Origin of the sequence: Pseudomonas putida (genome assembly GCF_005080685.1) — a bacterium.
GTDB lineage: Bacteria > Pseudomonadota > Gammaproteobacteria > Pseudomonadales > Pseudomonadaceae > Aquipseudomonas > Aquipseudomonas putida_V.
The window spans coordinates 4,538,926-4,554,827 of sequence record NZ_CP039371.1 but is presented as its reverse complement, the minus strand read 5'-3'; the positions used below and the strand labels follow the sequence as shown (position 1 = coordinate 4,554,827).

The following is a 15,902-nucleotide window of genomic DNA, read 5'->3' as shown; positions in this document are numbered from 1 at the left end:
CCGAATTTAAGGAAACACTGATAATGGCTATCGAGATCAAAGCCCCAACCTTCCCGGAATCGGTTGCCGACGGCACCGTTGCCACCTGGCACAAGCAGCCGGGCGATGCCGTCAAGCGTGACGAGCTGATCGTCGACATCGAGACCGACAAGGTCGTCCTGGAAGTGCTGGCCACCGCCGACGGCGTGCTGGGCGCGATCGTCAAGGGCGAGGGCGACACCGTCCTGTCCGACGAAGTGCTGGGTTCGATCGTTGAAGGCGGCGCCGCTGCCGCCGCTCCAGCTGCCGCTCCGGCCGCAGCTGCCCCGGCTGCCGCTGCCGCCGACGCTGGCGAAGACGACCCGGTTGCCGCTCCAGCCGCGCGCAAGCTGGCTGAAGAGAACGGCATCGACCTGGCTAGCGTTGCCGGTACCGGCAAAGGCGGTCGCGTCACCAAGGAAGACGTGGTAGCTGCCGTCGCCAACAAGAAAGCCGCTCCGGCTCCGGCTGCCAAGCCTGCCGCCGCTGCTGCCGCTGCCGTTGTCGTCGCCGCTGGCGATCGCACCGAGAAGCGCGTGCCGATGACCCGTCTGCGTGCCAAGATCGCCGAGCGTCTGGTCGAAGCCCAGTCGAGCATGGCCATGCTGACCACCTTCAACGAAGTCGACATGACCGAAGTCATGGCTCTGCGTTCGAAGTACAAGGACCTGTTCGAAAAGACCCACAACGGCGTACGCCTGGGCTTCATGTCGTTCTTCGTCAAGGCCGCCACCGAAGCCCTGAAGCGCTTCCCGGCAGTCAACGCCTCGATCGACGGCAACGACATTGTCTACCACGGCTATGCCGACGTCGGCGTTGCCGTGTCCAGCGACCGTGGCCTGGTGGTACCGGTGCTGCGTAACGCCGAGTCGATGAGCCTGGCAGAAATCGAGAACGGCATCGCCACCTTCGGCAAGAAGGCCCGTGACGGCAAACTGGCCATCGAAGAAATGACCGGTGGTACCTTCACCATCACCAACGGTGGTACATTCGGTTCGATGATGTCGACCCCGATCGTCAACCCGCCGCAGGCTGCCATCCTGGGTATGCACAACATCATCCAGCGTCCGATGGCGATCAACGGCCAAGTGGTCATTCGCCCGATGATGTACCTGGCGCTGTCCTACGACCACCGCCTGATCGATGGCAAGGAAGCCGTGACCTTCCTCGTCACCATCAAGAACCTGCTGGAAGATCCGTCTCGCCTGCTGCTGGACATCTAATCGAGCAGCTGCAAGCTGCAAGCGGCAAGCTTCAAGTTGAAGCCTGTCTGTCTTGCGGCTTGCAGCTTGCCGCTTGAAGCTGACAAGGAATCTTTTATGACCCAGAAATTCGACGTAGTGGTGATTGGTGCAGGTCCTGGCGGCTATGTTGCTGCCATCAAGGCCGCACAACTTGGTCTGAAGACTGCCTGTATCGAGAAGTACACCGATGCCGAGGGCAAGCTGGCCCTGGGCGGCACCTGCTTGAACGTAGGTTGCATTCCTTCCAAGGCGCTGCTGGACAGCTCCTGGAAGTACAAGGAAGCCAAAGAGAGCTTCAACGTCCACGGTATCTCCACCGGTGAAGTGAAGATGGACGTCGCCGCGATGGTCGGCCGCAAGGCTGGCATCGTGAAGAACCTGACCGGTGGCGTCGCCACCCTGTTCAAGGCCAACGGCGTCACTTCGATCCAGGGCCACGGCAAGTTGCTGGCCGGCAAGAAAGTCGAAGTCACCAAAGCTGACGGCACCACCGAAGTCATCGAAGCCGAGAACGTGATCCTGGCTTCGGGCTCGCGTCCGATCGACATTCCGCCGGCTCCGGTCGACCAGAAAGTCATCGTCGACTCCACCGGCGCCCTGGAATTCCAATCGGTACCCAAGCGCCTGGGCGTGATCGGCGCTGGCGTCATCGGCCTGGAGCTGGGTTCGGTCTGGTCCCGTCTGGGTGCCGAAGTGACTGTCCTGGAAGCCCTGGATACCTTCCTGATGGCCGCCGACACCGCGGTTTCCAAGGAAGCCCAGAAGACCCTCACCAAGCAGGGCCTGGACATCAAGCTGGGCGCTCGCGTCACCGGCTCGAAAGTCAACGGTGAAGAAGTCGAAGTCACCTACACCGACGCCAACGGCGAACAGAAGATTGTCTTCGACAAGCTGATCGTCGCGGTCGGCCGTCGTCCGGTCACCACCGACCTGCTGGCCGCCGACAGCGGCGTGACCATCGACGAGCGTGGCTACATCTACGTCGACGATCACTGCGCCACCAGCGTTCCTGGCGTCTACGCCATCGGTGACGTGGTGCGTGGCCTGATGCTGGCCCACAAGGCGTCGGAAGAGGGCATCATGGTCGTCGAGCGCATCAAGGGCCACAAAGCCCAGATGAACTACGACCTGATCCCGTCGGTTATCTACACCCACCCGGAAATCGCTTGGGTCGGCAAGACCGAACAGACCTTGAAGGCCGAGGGCGTTGAGGTTAACGTTGGCACCTTCCCGTTCGCGGCCAGCGGCCGTGCGATGGCAGCCAACGACACCGGTGGTTTCGTCAAGGTCATCGCCGATGCCAAGACCGACCGCGTTCTGGGTGTTCACGTGATTGGCCCATCGGCTGCCGAACTGGTACAGCAGGGCGCGATCGCGATGGAATTCGGCACCAGTGCCGAGGATCTGGGCATGATGGTCTTCAGCCATCCGACCCTGTCCGAAGCGCTGCACGAAGCAGCGCTGGCCGTGAATGGCGGTGCCATCCACGTAGCCAACCGTAAGAAGCGTTAATTATAAAAACCACGGCGGATTGCCCGTCGTGAGTCTTGCGTGCATGACTCACCGCGGAACGTCCGCCGGACCGGATCACAAGGGATAACCCAGGGTCACAACGGTCACAGGTGGTGCGGCGCCAGTTCTGGCGCAGCACCGAAGCGCAGTACCTAACGAAGACGGTAAAAAGCATGAATCTTCACGAGTATCAGGGTAAGCAGCTGTTCGCTGAGTACGGCCTGCCAGTATCCAAGGGTTTCGCTGTCGATACCCCTGAGCAAGCGGCAGAAGCCTGCGACAAGATCGGCGGTTCGGAGTGGGTGGTCAAAGCCCAGGTCCACGCTGGTGGTCGCGGTAAAGCGGGCGGCGTCAAGCTGGTTCGCAGCAAGGAAGACGCCAAGGCGTTCGCTGCGCAGTGGTTGGGCAAGAATCTGGTCACCTACCAGACCGATGCCAACGGTCAACCAGTTTCCAAGATCCTGGTCGAGTCCTGCACTGACATCGCCAAAGAGCTGTACCTGGGCGCTGTAGTGGACCGTTCGAGCCGCCGTATCGTGTTCATGGCTTCCACCGAAGGTGGCGTGGACATCGAGAAAGTCGCTCACGAAACTCCCGAGAAGATCCTCAAGGCTACCATCGACCCACTGGTCGGCGCTCAGCCGTTCCAGGGTCGCGAGCTGGCTTTCCAGCTGGGTCTGGAAGGCAAGCAAGTTCAACAGTTCGCCAAGATCTTCGTAGGTCTGGCCAAGCTGTTCAAGGATCACGACCTGGCCCTGCTGGAAGTGAACCCGCTGGTGATCAAGGCCGATGGCGACCTGCACTGCCTCGATGCCAAGATCAACATCGACGCCAACGCCATGTACCGTCAGCCTAAGCTGAAGACTTTCCACGACCCGTCGCAGGACGACGCCCGTGAAGCCCACGCTGCCAAGTTCGAACTGAACTACGTTGCCCTCGAAGGCAACATCGGCTGCATGGTCAACGGTGCCGGCCTGGCCATGGGTACCATGGACATCGTCAACCTGCACGGCGGCAAGCCAGCCAACTTCCTCGACGTTGGCGGCGGCGCTACCAAAGAGCGCGTTACCGAAGCGTTCAAGATCATTCTGTCCGACAGCAATGTCGCGGCCGTACTGGTCAACATCTTCGGCGGCATCGTGCGCTGCGACATGATTGCCGAAGGCATCATCGGTGCAGTGAAAGAAGTCGGCGTCAAGGTTCCGGTCGTCGTTCGCCTCGAAGGCAACAACGCCGAACTGGGCGCTAAAGTACTGGCAGAAAGCGGTTTGAACATCATTGCGGCCACCAGCCTGACCGACGCTGCTCAACAAGTTGTCAAAGCTGCGGAGGGCAAGTAATGAGCGTCCTGATCAATAAAGACACCAAAGTCATCTGCCAGGGCTTCACCGGCTCGCAGGGTACTTTCCACTCCGAACAAGCCATCGCCTACGGCACCAAGATGGTTGGCGGCGTGACTCCGGGCAAGGGCGGCACCACTCACCTGGGCCTGCCAGTGTTCAACACCGTGAAAGAAGCGGTAGAAGCCACCGGCGCTGACGCTTCGGTCATCTACGTTCCGGCTCCTTTCTGCAAGGACTCGATCCTGGAAGCAGCCTTCGGCGGCATCAAGCTGATCGTCTGCATCACCGAAGGCATTCCTACCCTGGACATGCTCGATGCCAAGGTCAAGTGCGACGAGCTGGGCGTGACCCTCATCGGCCCGAACTGCCCAGGCGTGATCACTCCGGGCGAGTGCAAGATCGGCATCATGCCAGGTCACATCCACCTGCCAGGCAAGGTCGGTATCGTTTCGCGTTCCGGCACCCTGACCTACGAAGCGGTCAAGCAGACCACCGACGCCGGCTTCGGCCAGTCGACCTGCGTGGGTATCGGTGGCGACCCGATCCCAGGCTCGAACTTCATCGACATCCTGAAGCTGTTCCAGGAAGACCCGAAGACCGAAGCGATCGTCATGATCGGTGAGATCGGCGGTTCGGCCGAAGAAGAAGCCGCGGCCTACATCAAGGCCAACGTCACCAAGCCTGTCGTTTCGTACATCGCCGGTGTTACCGCACCTGCGGGCAAGCGCATGGGCCACGCCGGCGCCATCATCTCGGGTGGCAAGGGCACTGCGGACGAGAAGTTCGCCGCCCTGCAAGACGCGGGTGTGAAGACCGTGCGTTCGCTGGCTGACATCGGCAAGGCGCTGGCCGAGCTGACTGGCTGGGAAGTCAAGAAGTAATACTGCTACACCCCTCACGCGCACAGAGGCCACCTTCGGGTGGCCTTTGTCGTTTTTGCAGGGCGAGGTTTTTTCGATGGGTTTAATAGGAATTTTCTGAGAGACGGCGCTTCTTTTGCTTTCGATAATGGTCGCGTCCTCGGTCACACAGACGACAAACCGGTTCATACATCGGACAAACGGGTCCGTTACAGTGCGTTTGTCGGGTAAAACGGTTAATCTACGCGTTCACTCTGTGCCCGTGCCCCAAAAGGGAACGACACGCTAAACGGGTCTGGCTCACCAAGCCGGGCAGCATTTCCCTCACCCATGGGGAAATCCCCTCTCGAATCCCGATTTCAGCAGTGTGGTACTACCCTAAATGAAAGTTCTTAAAGGCCAGGATATCCTGGCGCTTGGCTTTATGACATTTGCGCTTTTCGTAGGTGCAGGCAACATCATCTTTCCGCCCATTGTCGGCCTGCAGTCCGGTCCGCATGTGTGGATGGCCGCTCTCGGCTTCCTGGTGACCGCAGTCGGTCTGCCGGTCATCACCGTGGTCGCCCTGGCCAAGGTCGGTGGCGGCATGGATGCCCTGAGCAGCCCGATCGGCAAGTTCTTCGGTGGCTTGCTGGCGGCCGTGTGCTACCTTTCGGTCGGTCCGCTGTTCGCGACGCCGCGTACCGCCACCGTATCGTTCGAAGTGGGCGTCGCGCCGCTGACCGGTGAAAGCCCAACGGCATTGTTCATCTACAGCCTGGTGTATTTTGCCGTGGTGCTGGCGGTGTCCATGTACCCGGGCAAGTTGCTCGATACCGTGGGTCGCTTCCTCGCGCCGCTGAAGATCATCGCCCTGGCCGTGCTGGGTATCGCTGCCTTCGCGCTGCCTGCCGGTACCATCGGCGAGGCCCAGCCGGCCTATGCCGCAGCCGCGTTCTCCAAGGGCTTCTCCGACGGTTACCTGACCATGGATACCTTGGGTGCCCTGGTGTTCGGTATCGTCATCGTCAATGCCATCCGCTCGCGCGGTGTCGAATCGCCGAAGTTGATCACCCGCTACGCCATCATCGCCGGCCTTATCGCGGGTGTCGGCCTGGCCCTGGTGTACATCAGCCTGTTCCGTCTGGGTGCCGGTAGCCACGCCATCGCGGCCGACGCCACCAACGGTGCGGCGGTATTGCATGCCTATGTGCAGCACACCTTCGGTTCGCTGGGCAGCGGTTTCCTCGCGGTATTGATCGCGCTGGCCTGCCTGGTGACCGCGGTTGGCCTGACCTGTGCCTGCGCCGAGTATTTCAGCCAGATCCTGCCGCTGTCGTATCGTGCTCTGGTAGTGATCCTGGCCGGCTTCTCGCTGCTGATTTCGAACCTGGGCCTGACCAAGCTGATCATGTTCTCGATTCCGGTGCTCACGGCCATCTACCCGCCATGCATCGTGGTCGTCGGCTTGAGCTTCGTGAAAGACCTGTGGAACTCGCCGACGCGCATCCTGGCGCCGGTGATGCTGGTTTCGCTGGTGTTCGGCATCGTCGATGCGATCAAGGGCAGCAGCGTCGCCCATGTGCTGCCAGATTTCATGGCGCACCTGCCGCTGAGCGATCAGGGCCTGGCCTGGCTGGTACCTTCGGTAGTGGCCCTGGTGGGCGCGGTGGCGTGTGACCGCCTGCTTGGCAAGCCGCGCGAAGCGCTGGCCTGATGTGTCGAAGCCAGCGGTAGCTGTCGGCCACAAGCCGTAGGGCAGCCACCAAAGGTCTAGATGCCAAAAGCCCCGTATCCGGAAGGATGCGGGGCTTTTTGTTTGTCTGTAGCGGGCGAATTTTTTGGAATCGACGTGTGCCTTTTGCATTCATCGGGCGTCGAAATGCGGTCACTCGTCCCTATGTACGCCTGGCCCTCGGGAATCCTGCATGAACTTCATTCAAAGCAACCTCTACAACCTCCTGGCCGTTTGTTGGTTCGCCCTGTGTTGGGGTGGATACACCCGCTACGCCATCTGGAAGGGCCGCGACACGGCATGCCTGGCCAGCGTCCTGCATCTGTATCGCGAGGACTGGATGCGCCGCATGCTGCTGCGCGACAACCGCATCGCCGATGCCAGCGTGATCGGCAATCTCGAGCGCAACGCCTCGTTCTTTGCCTCCAGCACCCTGATCATCCTGGCGGGCATCCTCACCGTCCTGGGCGCTTCTGACCGCGCACTGTCGCTGCTGGCGGACCTGCCGCTGGTGCAGCAGGCGTCGCAAGGCATGTCGGAGATCAAGCTGCTGTGCCTGGCCATGGTCTTCGTCTACGCGTTCTTTACCTTCAGCTGGTGCATGCGCCAATACAACTTCGCGGCGGTGCTGGTGGGCTCGGCGCCCATGATCGGCGAGCGCCTGGTCAACGAGATGGAGCGTAAGGCATTTGCCTCGCGTGCCGCCCGGGTGTTATCGCTGGCGGCCAACCAATTCAACTTGGGATTGCGCTCTTATTACTTCGGCATGGCCATGTTGACCTGGTTCATCAGCCCTGGGTTGTTCATGGCGGTGAGTGTCGGCGTGGTATTGATCCTGTATCGCCGCGAGTTCCATTCCGCCGTGTTGGAAGTGATGGTATTCACACCCACTGAAAGTGTCGCGGAGCCGATTCGGGAAGCGAGCAGCGAGAACGCCTGAAACGTTTAATCGATTTATGGCAGATACAAAAAAACCCGACGAAGTCGGGTTTTTTCGTACGGCTTGGAATTACTGCTTGGCAGGCTCGGCTGGGGCAGTTTCCGGAGCCGGAGTAGCCGGAGCGGCTTCTTCGGCAGCCTTCTGCTCGGCTTCAGCCTGATCTTTGGCGGCTTCGGCGTTTTCCTTGGCAGCCTCGTTCACTTTATCCTGAGCTTCGCCCATCTTCTCCTGGGCTTGCTCGGCGTGTTGCTGTGCGTCCTGGGCTTTGTCTTCGCTTGCTTTATCGCAAGCGGCCAGACCCATGGCAGCGGCCAGCATCAGAGCAAAAGCAAAAGGTTTACGCATGGGGGTGTCTCTCCTTGGTGGAATAACTGTGACTTGATCCTTGGAGCGCTATGATACGACAGAAGTTCCGGAAAAATTACAAATATATAACGTCCTATTCTATATGGACTTTTTTCGGGATTTATGCAGCTTCGTAAGCAGGGGCTAATGCAATCATGGAAGTGTCAGCATGAATACAACAAGTTTGATGGCCATGGCTGAGCGCTTTCTTGGCGCATTGAAACATTGCCAAATGTTGCAAATGCGCGTCACCCACGCCGATGCCGAGGGTATGACCCTGGTGCTGCCATGGTCGCAGCGGATCGTTGGCAACCCGCAGACCGGCGCGGTCCATGGTGGTGCCCTGACCACGTTGCTGGACACCACGTGCGGCATGGCCACGCTGTGCGCGTTGCCGCGCTTCGAGGTATGCCCGACCCTGGACCTGCGCATCGACTACATGCACCCGGCGGAGCAGGGCAAGGACATCTTTGGCCATGCCCAGTGCTATCGGGTGACCCGCGATGTGATCTTCACCCGTGGCAGTGCCTACCAGGACGACCCGGCACGGCCGATCTGCCAGGTGGTCGGGACGTTCATGCGCCTGGGGCACGACGTGCGCGGTGGCATCGGCTTCGGCGCGCGGCTCAAGGAGGACCAGGCATGATCCCGGCGGCGGTCCGTCAGCAACTCGATCAGGCCCACGCCCAGGGTGACTACCGGCCGTTGCTGGCGCTGATTCCCTACGCCGGCCTGATCGGCATCGAATGCCAGCGCCAGGGCGATGACCTGCTGTTTCGCCTGCCGGCCAGTCAGGACAACGTCGGCAACCCTTTGCTGCCCGCCCTGCATGGCGGGGTCATCGCAGGCTTCATGGAACTCAGCGCCGCGCTGTACCTGTTGATCTACAGCGATAGCGCGAGCATTCCGAAGATCATCGACTTCTCCATCGACTACCTGCGCGCCGGCCATTTGCGTGACACCTACGCCCAGTGCCAGCTGTGGCGCCAGGGGCGGCGCGTGACCAATGTCGCCATCACCGCCTGGCAAGCCGACCCAGGCGCGCCGATCGCCACGGCGCGGGCGCATTTCAAGGTCGAACCGCAAAAGCCCTTGAAATCGTCCGGGCAGCCCCCATCTGCATGACATCCCGCCGTTAAAGCAGGCCGCTGGGGCTGCCAGGCGATAACTGCCATCAGATCGGAGTTTTGAAGACCATGAGTGCGGAAACTCAAAAAGAAACACTGGGCTTCCAGACCGAGGTGAAGCAACTGCTGCACCTCATGATCCATTCCCTGTATTCGAACAAGGAGATCTTCCTTCGCGAACTGATCTCCAACGCTTCCGACGCCGCCGACAAGCTGCGCTTCGAGGCCTTGGCCAAACCGGAGCTGTTCGAGGGTGACGCCGACCTGAAGATCCGCCTGAGCTTCGACAAGGAAGCCGGTACCGTGACCCTCGAGGACAACGGCATCGGCATGAGCCGCGAAGACGTCATCACCCACCTGGGCACCATCGCCAAGTCCGGCACCGCCGACTTCATGAAGAACCTGACCGGTGACCAGAAAAAAGACTCGCACCTGATCGGCCAGTTCGGCGTCGGCTTCTACTCGGCCTTCATCGTCGCCGACCAGGTTGACGTGTACAGCCGTCGTGCTGGTCAGCCAGCCGCCGAAGGCGTGCACTGGTCCTCCAAGGGCGAGGGCGAGTTCGAAGTCGCCACCATCGACAAGCCACAGCGCGGCACCCGCATCGTCCTGCACCTGAAGAAGGACGAGCAGGAGTTCGCCGATGGCTGGCGCCTGCGCAACGTGGTCAAGAAGTACTCCGATCACATTGCCCTGCCGATCCAGCTGCCCAAGGAGCAAGCTGCCGCCGAAGGCGAGGAGCAGCCTGCCGAGGAATGGGAAACCGTCAACCGCGCCAGCGCCCTGTGGACCCGTCCGCGTACCGAGATCAAGGACGAGGAATACCAGGAGTTCTACAAGCACATCGGCCATGATTTCGAAAACCCGCTGGCCTGGAGCCACAACAAGGTCGAAGGCAAGCTCGAATACAGCTCGCTGCTCTACGTGCCGGCCCGTGCGCCGTTCGACCTGTACCAGCGTGAAGCACCGCGCGGCCTGAAGCTGTATGTGCAGCGCGTGTTCATCATGGACCAGGCCGAGTCGTTCCTGCCGCTGTACCTGCGCTTCATCAAGGGCGTGGTCGATTCCAACGACCTGTCGCTCAACGTGTCCCGCGAGATCCTGCAGAAGGACCCGGTCATCGATTCGATGAAGACCGCGCTGACCAAACGCGTGCTGGACATGCTCGAGAAGCTGGCGAAGAACGAGCCAGAGCAATACAAGGGCTTCTGGAAGAACTTCGGCCAGGTGCTGAAGGAAGGCCCGGCCGAAGATTTCGCCAACAAGGAGAAGATCGCCGGCCTGCTGCGCTTCGCTTCCACCCAGGACGACAGCGGCGAGCAGAGCGTTGCCCTGGCTGACTACCTGGCGCGCGCGAAGGAAGGCCAGGACAAGATCTACTACCTCACCGGTGAATCGTATGCGCAGGTCAAAAACAGCCCGCACCTGGAAGTCTTCCGCAAGAAAGGCATCGAGGTGCTGCTGCTCACCGATCGCATCGACGAGTGGTTGATGAGCTACCTGAGCGAGTTCGATGGCAAGCAGTTCGTCGATGTCGCGCGTGGCGACCTGGACCTGGGCAACCTGGATTCCGAGGAAGACAAGAAGGCCCAGGAAGAAGTCGCCAAGGACAAGGAAGGCCTGGTCGAGCGCCTGAAGGGTGCGCTCGGTGAAAGCGTCGCCGAAGTGCGCGTTTCCCACCGTCTGACCGACTCGCCGGCGATCCTGGCGATCGGCGAACAGGACCTGGGCCTGCAGATGCGCCAGATCCTCGAAGCCAGCGGGCAGAAGGTGCCGGAGTCCAAGCCGATCTTCGAGTTCAACCCGACCCACCCGCTGATCGAGAAGCTGGACAGCGAGCAGAGCGAAGACCGTTTCGCCGAGCTGTCGCATATCCTCTTCGACCAGGCTGCCCTGGCAGCTGGCGACAGCTTGAAGGACCCGGCGGCCTACGTTCGTCGCCTGAACAAGCTGTTGGTCGAGCTGTCTGCTTGAGTTGATGTAATGGAAAGCCCGCTTCGGCGGGCTTTTTTCATGGCTTTGAAAGAACAGCGCCTAAGGAGTGCTTGATGAGCAAGGTAATCGTCGAATCGTTGGTCTATCACCTGTCTGGCAAAACCTACGAAAGCCGTTTGGTCTATACCCCGGGCGCGTTGCCGCAACCCGGCCTGGTGATGGCACCGAACTGGATGGGTATTGCTGAAGGTGCCGAGCGCATCGCCAAGGAAGTGGCGGAAAAAGGTTACGTGGTGTTGATTGCCGACCTGTACGGGCAATCGGTGCGCCCATCCAATGCCGATGAAGCCGGGGCGGCGATGATGCCGCTGAAAAACGACCGTGGCGAGCTGCGCAAGCGCATGCAGGAAGCCCTGTCGCAATTGCTCGGCCAGTCCAAGGCATTGCTCGAGCCAGGCAAGGTGGCGGCGTTCGGCTTCTGCTTCGGCGGCTGCTGTGCGCTGGAGTTGGCGCGTACCGGTGCCGACCTGAAGGCTGCGGTGTCGTTCCACGGCACCCTGGACACGCCGAACCCCGAGGATGCCAAGCGCATCAAGGGCTCGGTGCTGGTACTGCACGGCGCCTCCGACCCGCTGGTGCCGAAAGAGCAACTGCCGGCCTTCGAGGACGAGATGAATGCCGCCAAGGTCGATTGGCAACTGCTCAGCTACGGCGGCGCGGTGCATTCGTTCACCGATCCGAATGCCAACGTGCCGGGCAAGATGCAGTACGACCGCCGTACCTCGGAGCGGGCGTTCCGCTCGATGCACAATCTGTTGAGCGAAGTGTTCCAGCGCTGATAGCGCCAGGGGCTGCTGCGCAGCCCAATCGCGACGCAAGGCCGCTCCCACAAAAGGAGTGCGCGCTCAACCGTGAGAGCGGCCTTGTGGCGCGAAAGGGCCGCAAAGCGGCCCCAAGCTCAACGAGGCAACTCGATTCTAGAAGTCTCTCCTGGAACGCCAGGCCAGTCCCCCGCAGCCCACCTCGCCCTGGCCTGCTCGATCAATTCCGGATCACTGGCGACAAAGTTCCAGTTCATCCGCCGTGGCCCATCCAGCGGTGCGCCCCCGATCAACACCAGTTGGCATTCTCCTTCGGCATACAGGCTGACCTGCTCGCCTTCCGGCAGCACGATCAGGCTACAGGCCTCGACCTCCTCATCGTCCAGCAGCAGTTCACCATCGAGCAGGTACAACGCTCGCTGGGCGTGCTCGTTCGGTACCAGCAACGTCGTCGCTGGTTGCATCTGCACATGGGCGTACAGGGTAGGGGAGAGCACCGGTACGGGCGACTCCAGGCAGAAACCGGTGCCGGCGATCATGCAGATGCGTATGCCCAGGTTGTCGCTGACCGGCAGGCTCGCGGCTGGGTGATGGCTGTAGCTCGGGTCGCCTTGCTCGGCATCGCGCGGCGAAGCCAGCCACACCTGCAGGCCATGCAGTCGCGAGCCGTGGGCGAGGGCATCGGCCGGTGTCCGCTCGACATGTGCCACACCGCGCCCTGCGGTCATCCAGCTGACGTCGCCGGGTAGCACGCGTTGGTTGGAGCCCAGGCTGTCCTTGTGCTCGATCGCGCCTTCGAACAAGTAGGTCAGCGTGGACAGGCCGATATGCGGATGCTGACGGATGTCCATGCCACTGCCGGGCGCGTAGGCGGTTTCGAGCATGTGATCGAAGAACACGAACGGACCGACGCTGCGGCACTGGGCCGAGGGCAGTGGGCGCAGGATCGGTTGGCCCTCGACCGATTCGGCGCGTGGGCGGATGACCAGGGGGCTGCTCATGATGGGCTCCAGGCAAGGCGAATTCACCCCAGCATAGCGGGTTGGCTGGCAATGCTGAACCGTTGCGCTTGACGCCATGTCTACCCTTCTCATACCCGCAAGAAGGAAGCTGCCGATGATCGTCAAAGCGCTGGCCGGCCTGTTGTTGTGCGCAGGGCTCTGCCAGGCCGCGCAGGCCCGTGAGTATCGCTACAGTGATGCGCACCTGCACTATGTGGACTTCTTCCAGGAAACCGAAGGCATGCCTGCGCTGATCGCAGCCATGGACGAGGCCGGCGTCGAGCATTCGATGATCTCGGGAATTCCGGTAGCCAAGAAGTGGCACGAAGACGAACCCAAGCGTCCGCGCTACTACGCCGGCGACGATGCCGACGCTTATTGGTACAGCGCCACCGACATCTATGTGGCGGCGGCGCTGGAAGGGCTGCCTGCCGAACAGCGCAAGCGCTTTCATCCGTTTCTCACTGGCTTCAATCCGGTGGACAAGAACGCCGCCAGTCATATCGAGCGCATGCTCGACCTGCACCCTGGGCTGTGGCAAGGCATTGGCGAGGTGTTCACCCGCCATGACGACCTGACCGCTCTCACCAGCGGCGATACCCCTCGGGCCAACAACGAAGCCATGACCCGGGTCTATCACCTGGCCGCCGAGCGCGATCTGCCGGTGCTTTTGCATTCCAACATCACCTCCAAGCGCGAGCGCAACCCGCTGTATCTGGCCGAGATCGAAGAGCCGCTGCGTAACCACCCGCATACCCGTTTCATCTGGGCGCATGCCGGGAGCAGCATGGAGATTCATCGGCACCAGACGCAGATGGATTTCCTGTTGCCGGTGTTGACGCGGTTGCTGGAGGATTACCCGAACTTGTATGTCGACCTGTCGTGGAGCGTGCTCGAGCCGTATCTGCTGGATGAACAGGGGAAACCGCGCAAGGAGTGGCTGGCGCTGGTGGAGCAGCATCCTGAGCGATTCATGTTGGGGTCGGATGTGGTGGGGCGGTTTGGCAGCGTGGGTGAGCAGATGCGGGGGTTCGAGCCGTTTCTGGATGCGTTGCCGGAAGCGGTGGCGAACAAGGTGGCGCGGGAGAATTTTCTGGGTGTTCTGTCAGGGCGACAATCGAACACAAAAGAAAACGCCCCGAACTAGTCGGGGCGTTTTCACTTACCGCTGCAGCGTCTTACTTGCCTTCCCAGCGCTTGAGCACCAGGGTGGCGTTGGTGCCGCCGAAGCCGAAGCTGTTGCTCATGACCGTATCGATCTTGGCGTTTTCTTCGGTCTTGCGCAGGATCGGCAGGTCGGCGACCTCCGGATCCAGCTCGTCGATGTTGGCGGAGCCGGCGATGAAGTTGTTCTCCATCATCAGCAGGCAGTAGATCGCCTCGTGCACGCCAGCGGCGCCCAGCGAGTGACCCGACAGGCTCTTGGTCGAGCTGATCTTCGGCGCTTTGTCGCCGAACACTGCGCGAACACCCTTGATCTCGGCAACGTCACCGACCGGAGTCGAGGTGCCGTGGGTGTTCAGGTAGTCGATCGGGGTGTCGACGGTGGACAGCGCCTGCTGCATGCAGCGGATGGCGCCTTCGCCGCTCGGGGCGACCATGTCGTAGCCGTCGGAGGTCGCGCCGTAGCCGACGATCTCGGCGTAGATCTTGGCGCCACGGGCCAGGGCGTGTTCCAGCTCCTCGACCACGACCATGCCGCCACCACCGGCGATGACGAAGCCATCACGGTCGGCGTCGTAGGCGCGCGAGGCCAGTTCCGGGGTGTCGTTGCGCTTGGTCGACAGGGCGCCCATGGCATCGAACAGGAACGACTGGCTCCAGTGTTCTTCTTCACCGCCACCGGCGAAGACGATGTCCTGCTTGCCCCACTGGATCTGCTCCAGCGCGGTACCGATGCAGTGTGCCGAGGTGGCGCACGCCGACGAGATCGAGTAGTTCAGCCCCTTGATCTTGAACGGAGTGGCCAGGCAGGCCGACACGGTGCTACCCATGGTGCGGGTAACGCGGTACGGGCCGACGCGCTTGACGCCTTTCTCGCGCAGGGTGTCCAGCGCTTCCATCTGGTTCAGGGTCGAGGCGCCGCCGGAGCCAGCCACCAGACCGGTACGTGGGTTGGAAACCTGTTCTTCGGTCAGGCCAGCGTCCTTGATCGCGTCCTGCATTGCCAGGTAGGCGTATGCCGCAGCGTGACCGACGAAGCGGTAGACCTTGCGGTCGATCAGTTCTTCGAGGTTGAGGTCGATGGAGCCGGAAACCTGGCTACGCAGCCCCTGTTCCTTGTATTCCGGGTTGTAACGGATACCCGGACGGCTGTTGCGCAGGTTTTCGGTGACGGTAGCTTTGTCATTGCCCAGGCACGAAACGATGCCCAGACCAGTGATAACGACGCGGCGCATGCGAATAACCCTTAGAAATTGTCAGTGGAGGTGAACACGCCGACCCGCAGGCCTTCGGCAGTGTAGATCTCGCGGCCATCGACGCTGACCGAGCCATCGGCGATGGCCATGTTCAGCTTGCCCTTCAGGACGCGCTTGATATGAATGTTGTAGGTAACTTTCTTGGCGGTGGGCAGTACCTGGCCAAAGAATTTCACTTCACCCGAACCCAGCGCACGGCCACGGCCTGGCAGGCCTTGCCAGCCGAGGAAGAAGCCGACCAGCTGCCACATGGCATCGAGGCCCAGGCAGCCTGGCATCACCGGGTCGCCTTCGAAGTGGCAGGCGAAGAACCACAGGTCCGGGGTGATATCCAGCTCGGCGACCAATTCACCTTTGCCGTACTTGCCGCCTTCTTCGCTGATGTGGGTGATGCGATCGACCATCAGCATGTTCGGGGCGGGCAGTTGCGCATTACCTGGGCCGAACAGCTCACCGCGACTGCAGCGCAGCAGGTCTTCCCGAGTAAAGGCGTGTTGTTTGGTCATGCGAGCTCCTCAATAACCCCCTGTGGCAGGGGATGAATCTTCCCGGCCGGCCCGGCGTGCATATGAGCCCGGGGCGGCAGCCTACAGGTAGACTATTGCGTTGTGGTGAAAGTCAC

General features: G+C 61.3%; 15 protein-coding genes. 11 read left to right on the top strand and 4 right to left on the bottom strand.

What is annotated here, in order from left to right:
* The first annotated feature begins 23 nt into the window (after positions 1-23).
* From odhB to E6B08_RS21000, 6 genes are all read left to right on the top strand, one after another.
* Positions 24-1,241: a 2-oxoglutarate dehydrogenase complex dihydrolipoyllysine-residue succinyltransferase gene (gene odhB, locus E6B08_RS21025; RefSeq protein WP_136915781.1), complete on the top strand. Its 1,218-nt coding sequence runs from the start codon at positions 24-26 to the stop codon at positions 1,239-1,241.
* Between the two features lie 96 nt (positions 1,242-1,337).
* Positions 1,338-2,774: a dihydrolipoyl dehydrogenase gene (gene lpdA / locus E6B08_RS21020; RefSeq protein ID WP_136915780.1), complete on the top strand. Its 1,437-nt coding sequence runs from the start codon at positions 1,338-1,340 to the stop codon at positions 2,772-2,774.
* Between the two features lie 173 nt (positions 2,775-2,947).
* A complete protein-coding gene (gene sucC / locus E6B08_RS21015) occupies positions 2,948-4,114 on the top strand; it encodes an ADP-forming succinate--CoA ligase subunit beta (RefSeq protein ID WP_011534748.1) in 1,167 nt (388 codons plus the stop codon).
* A complete protein-coding gene (gene sucD, locus E6B08_RS21010) occupies positions 4,114-4,998 on the top strand; it encodes a succinate--CoA ligase subunit alpha (RefSeq protein ID WP_004376004.1) in 885 nt (294 codons plus the stop codon). Before sucC ends, sucD begins: the two co-directional genes overlap by 1 nt.
* A 361-nt stretch (positions 4,999-5,359) precedes the next feature.
* Positions 5,360-6,673 (top strand): branched-chain amino acid transport system II carrier protein, encoded by a 1,314-nt coding sequence (brnQ, locus tag E6B08_RS21005; RefSeq protein ID WP_136915779.1) that lies wholly within the window; start codon positions 5,360-5,362, stop codon positions 6,671-6,673.
* 211 nt (positions 6,674-6,884) lie between these two features.
* A complete protein-coding gene (locus tag E6B08_RS21000) occupies positions 6,885-7,631 on the top strand; it encodes a DUF599 domain-containing protein (protein ID WP_136915778.1) in 747 nt (248 codons plus the stop codon).
* Positions 7,632-7,700: 69 nt separating this feature from the next.
* Here E6B08_RS21000 and E6B08_RS20995 read toward each other — a convergent pair whose 3' ends face one another.
* The gene (locus tag E6B08_RS20995; protein WP_136915777.1) at positions 7,701-7,976 is read right to left on the bottom strand and encodes a hypothetical protein; all 276 of its coding nucleotides are present in this window, start codon (positions 7,974-7,976) and stop codon (positions 7,701-7,703) included.
* Between the two features lie 169 nt (positions 7,977-8,145).
* On the opposite strand from E6B08_RS20995, the gene E6B08_RS20990 reads away from it, so the two are divergent.
* The 4 genes from E6B08_RS20990 to E6B08_RS20975 all read left to right on the top strand — a co-directional run bounded on the left by E6B08_RS20990 (position 8,146) and on the right by E6B08_RS20975 (position 11,877).
* Complete coding sequence (locus E6B08_RS20990) at positions 8,146-8,622, top strand: PaaI family thioesterase (protein WP_136915776.1); 477 nt, start codon at positions 8,146-8,148, stop codon at positions 8,620-8,622.
* The gene (locus E6B08_RS20985; protein WP_136915775.1) at positions 8,619-9,101 is read left to right on the top strand and encodes a PaaI family thioesterase; all 483 of its coding nucleotides are present in this window, start codon (positions 8,619-8,621) and stop codon (positions 9,099-9,101) included. The genes E6B08_RS20990 and E6B08_RS20985 overlap by 4 nt, the downstream gene beginning before the upstream one ends.
* Positions 9,102-9,172: 71 nt before the next feature.
* The gene (gene htpG / locus E6B08_RS20980; RefSeq protein ID WP_136915774.1) at positions 9,173-11,077 is read left to right on the top strand and encodes a molecular chaperone HtpG; all 1,905 of its coding nucleotides are present in this window, start codon (positions 9,173-9,175) and stop codon (positions 11,075-11,077) included.
* Positions 11,078-11,151: 74 nt separating this feature from the next.
* On the top strand, positions 11,152-11,877 hold the full coding sequence (locus E6B08_RS20975) for a dienelactone hydrolase family protein (protein WP_136915773.1): 726 nt from the start codon (positions 11,152-11,154) through the stop codon (positions 11,875-11,877).
* A gap of 119 nt (positions 11,878-11,996) precedes the next feature.
* Here the strand turns inward: E6B08_RS20975 and E6B08_RS20970 are convergent, their stop codons facing one another.
* Positions 11,997-12,860, bottom strand: coding sequence for a pirin family protein (locus tag E6B08_RS20970; protein ID WP_136915772.1), 864 nt, complete (start codon positions 12,858-12,860; stop codon positions 11,997-11,999).
* A 115-nt stretch (positions 12,861-12,975) separates the two neighbouring features.
* Here E6B08_RS20970 and E6B08_RS20965 point away from each other — a divergent pair, with 115 nt between their 5' ends.
* Positions 12,976-14,007 carry an amidohydrolase family protein gene (locus tag E6B08_RS20965; RefSeq protein ID WP_136915771.1) on the top strand — a complete coding sequence of 344 codons (1,032 nt, stop codon included), beginning with the start codon at positions 12,976-12,978 and terminating at the stop codon, positions 14,005-14,007.
* A gap of 31 nt (positions 14,008-14,038) precedes the next feature.
* On the opposite strand, the gene fabB is transcribed toward E6B08_RS20965, so the two are convergent.
* Entirely contained in the window at positions 14,039-15,259 is a 1,221-nt protein-coding gene (fabB, locus tag E6B08_RS20960; RefSeq protein WP_136915770.1) for a beta-ketoacyl-ACP synthase I, read from the bottom strand.
* Between the two features lie 11 nt (positions 15,260-15,270).
* Positions 15,271-15,786: a 3-hydroxyacyl-[acyl-carrier-protein] dehydratase FabA gene (gene fabA / locus E6B08_RS20955; protein WP_008089108.1), complete on the bottom strand. Its 516-nt coding sequence runs from the start codon at positions 15,784-15,786 to the stop codon at positions 15,271-15,273.
* Positions 15,787-15,902: the final 116 nt, after the last annotated feature.

Coding starts and splice junctions, on each gene's coding strand:
- sucD (WP_004376004.1), top strand. CDS start 4,114: ATGAGCGTCCTGATCAATAAAGACACCAAAGTCATCTGCCAGGGCTTC.
- odhB (WP_136915781.1), top strand. CDS start 24: ATGGCTATCGAGATCAAAGCCCCAACCTTCCCGGAATCGGTTGCCGAC.
- fabA (WP_008089108.1), bottom strand. CDS start 15,786: ATGACCAAACAACACGCCTTTACTCGGGAAGACCTGCTGCGCTGCAGT.
- htpG (WP_136915774.1), top strand. CDS start 9,173: ATGAGTGCGGAAACTCAAAAAGAAACACTGGGCTTCCAGACCGAGGTG.
- E6B08_RS20970 (WP_136915772.1), bottom strand. CDS start 12,860: ATGAGCAGCCCCCTGGTCATCCGCCCACGCGCCGAATCGGTCGAGGGC.
- lpdA (WP_136915780.1), top strand. CDS start 1,338: ATGACCCAGAAATTCGACGTAGTGGTGATTGGTGCAGGTCCTGGCGGC.
- fabB (WP_136915770.1), bottom strand. CDS start 15,259: ATGCGCCGCGTCGTTATCACTGGTCTGGGCATCGTTTCGTGCCTGGGC.
- brnQ (WP_136915779.1), top strand. CDS start 5,360: ATGAAAGTTCTTAAAGGCCAGGATATCCTGGCGCTTGGCTTTATGACA.
- sucC (WP_011534748.1), top strand. CDS start 2,948: ATGAATCTTCACGAGTATCAGGGTAAGCAGCTGTTCGCTGAGTACGGC.
- E6B08_RS20990 (WP_136915776.1), top strand. CDS start 8,146: ATGAATACAACAAGTTTGATGGCCATGGCTGAGCGCTTTCTTGGCGCA.
- E6B08_RS20985 (WP_136915775.1), top strand. CDS start 8,619: ATGATCCCGGCGGCGGTCCGTCAGCAACTCGATCAGGCCCACGCCCAG.
- E6B08_RS20995 (WP_136915777.1), bottom strand. CDS start 7,976: ATGCGTAAACCTTTTGCTTTTGCTCTGATGCTGGCCGCTGCCATGGGT.
- E6B08_RS20965 (WP_136915771.1), top strand. CDS start 12,976: ATGATCGTCAAAGCGCTGGCCGGCCTGTTGTTGTGCGCAGGGCTCTGC.
- E6B08_RS21000 (WP_136915778.1), top strand. CDS start 6,885: ATGAACTTCATTCAAAGCAACCTCTACAACCTCCTGGCCGTTTGTTGG.
- E6B08_RS20975 (WP_136915773.1), top strand. CDS start 11,152: ATGAGCAAGGTAATCGTCGAATCGTTGGTCTATCACCTGTCTGGCAAA.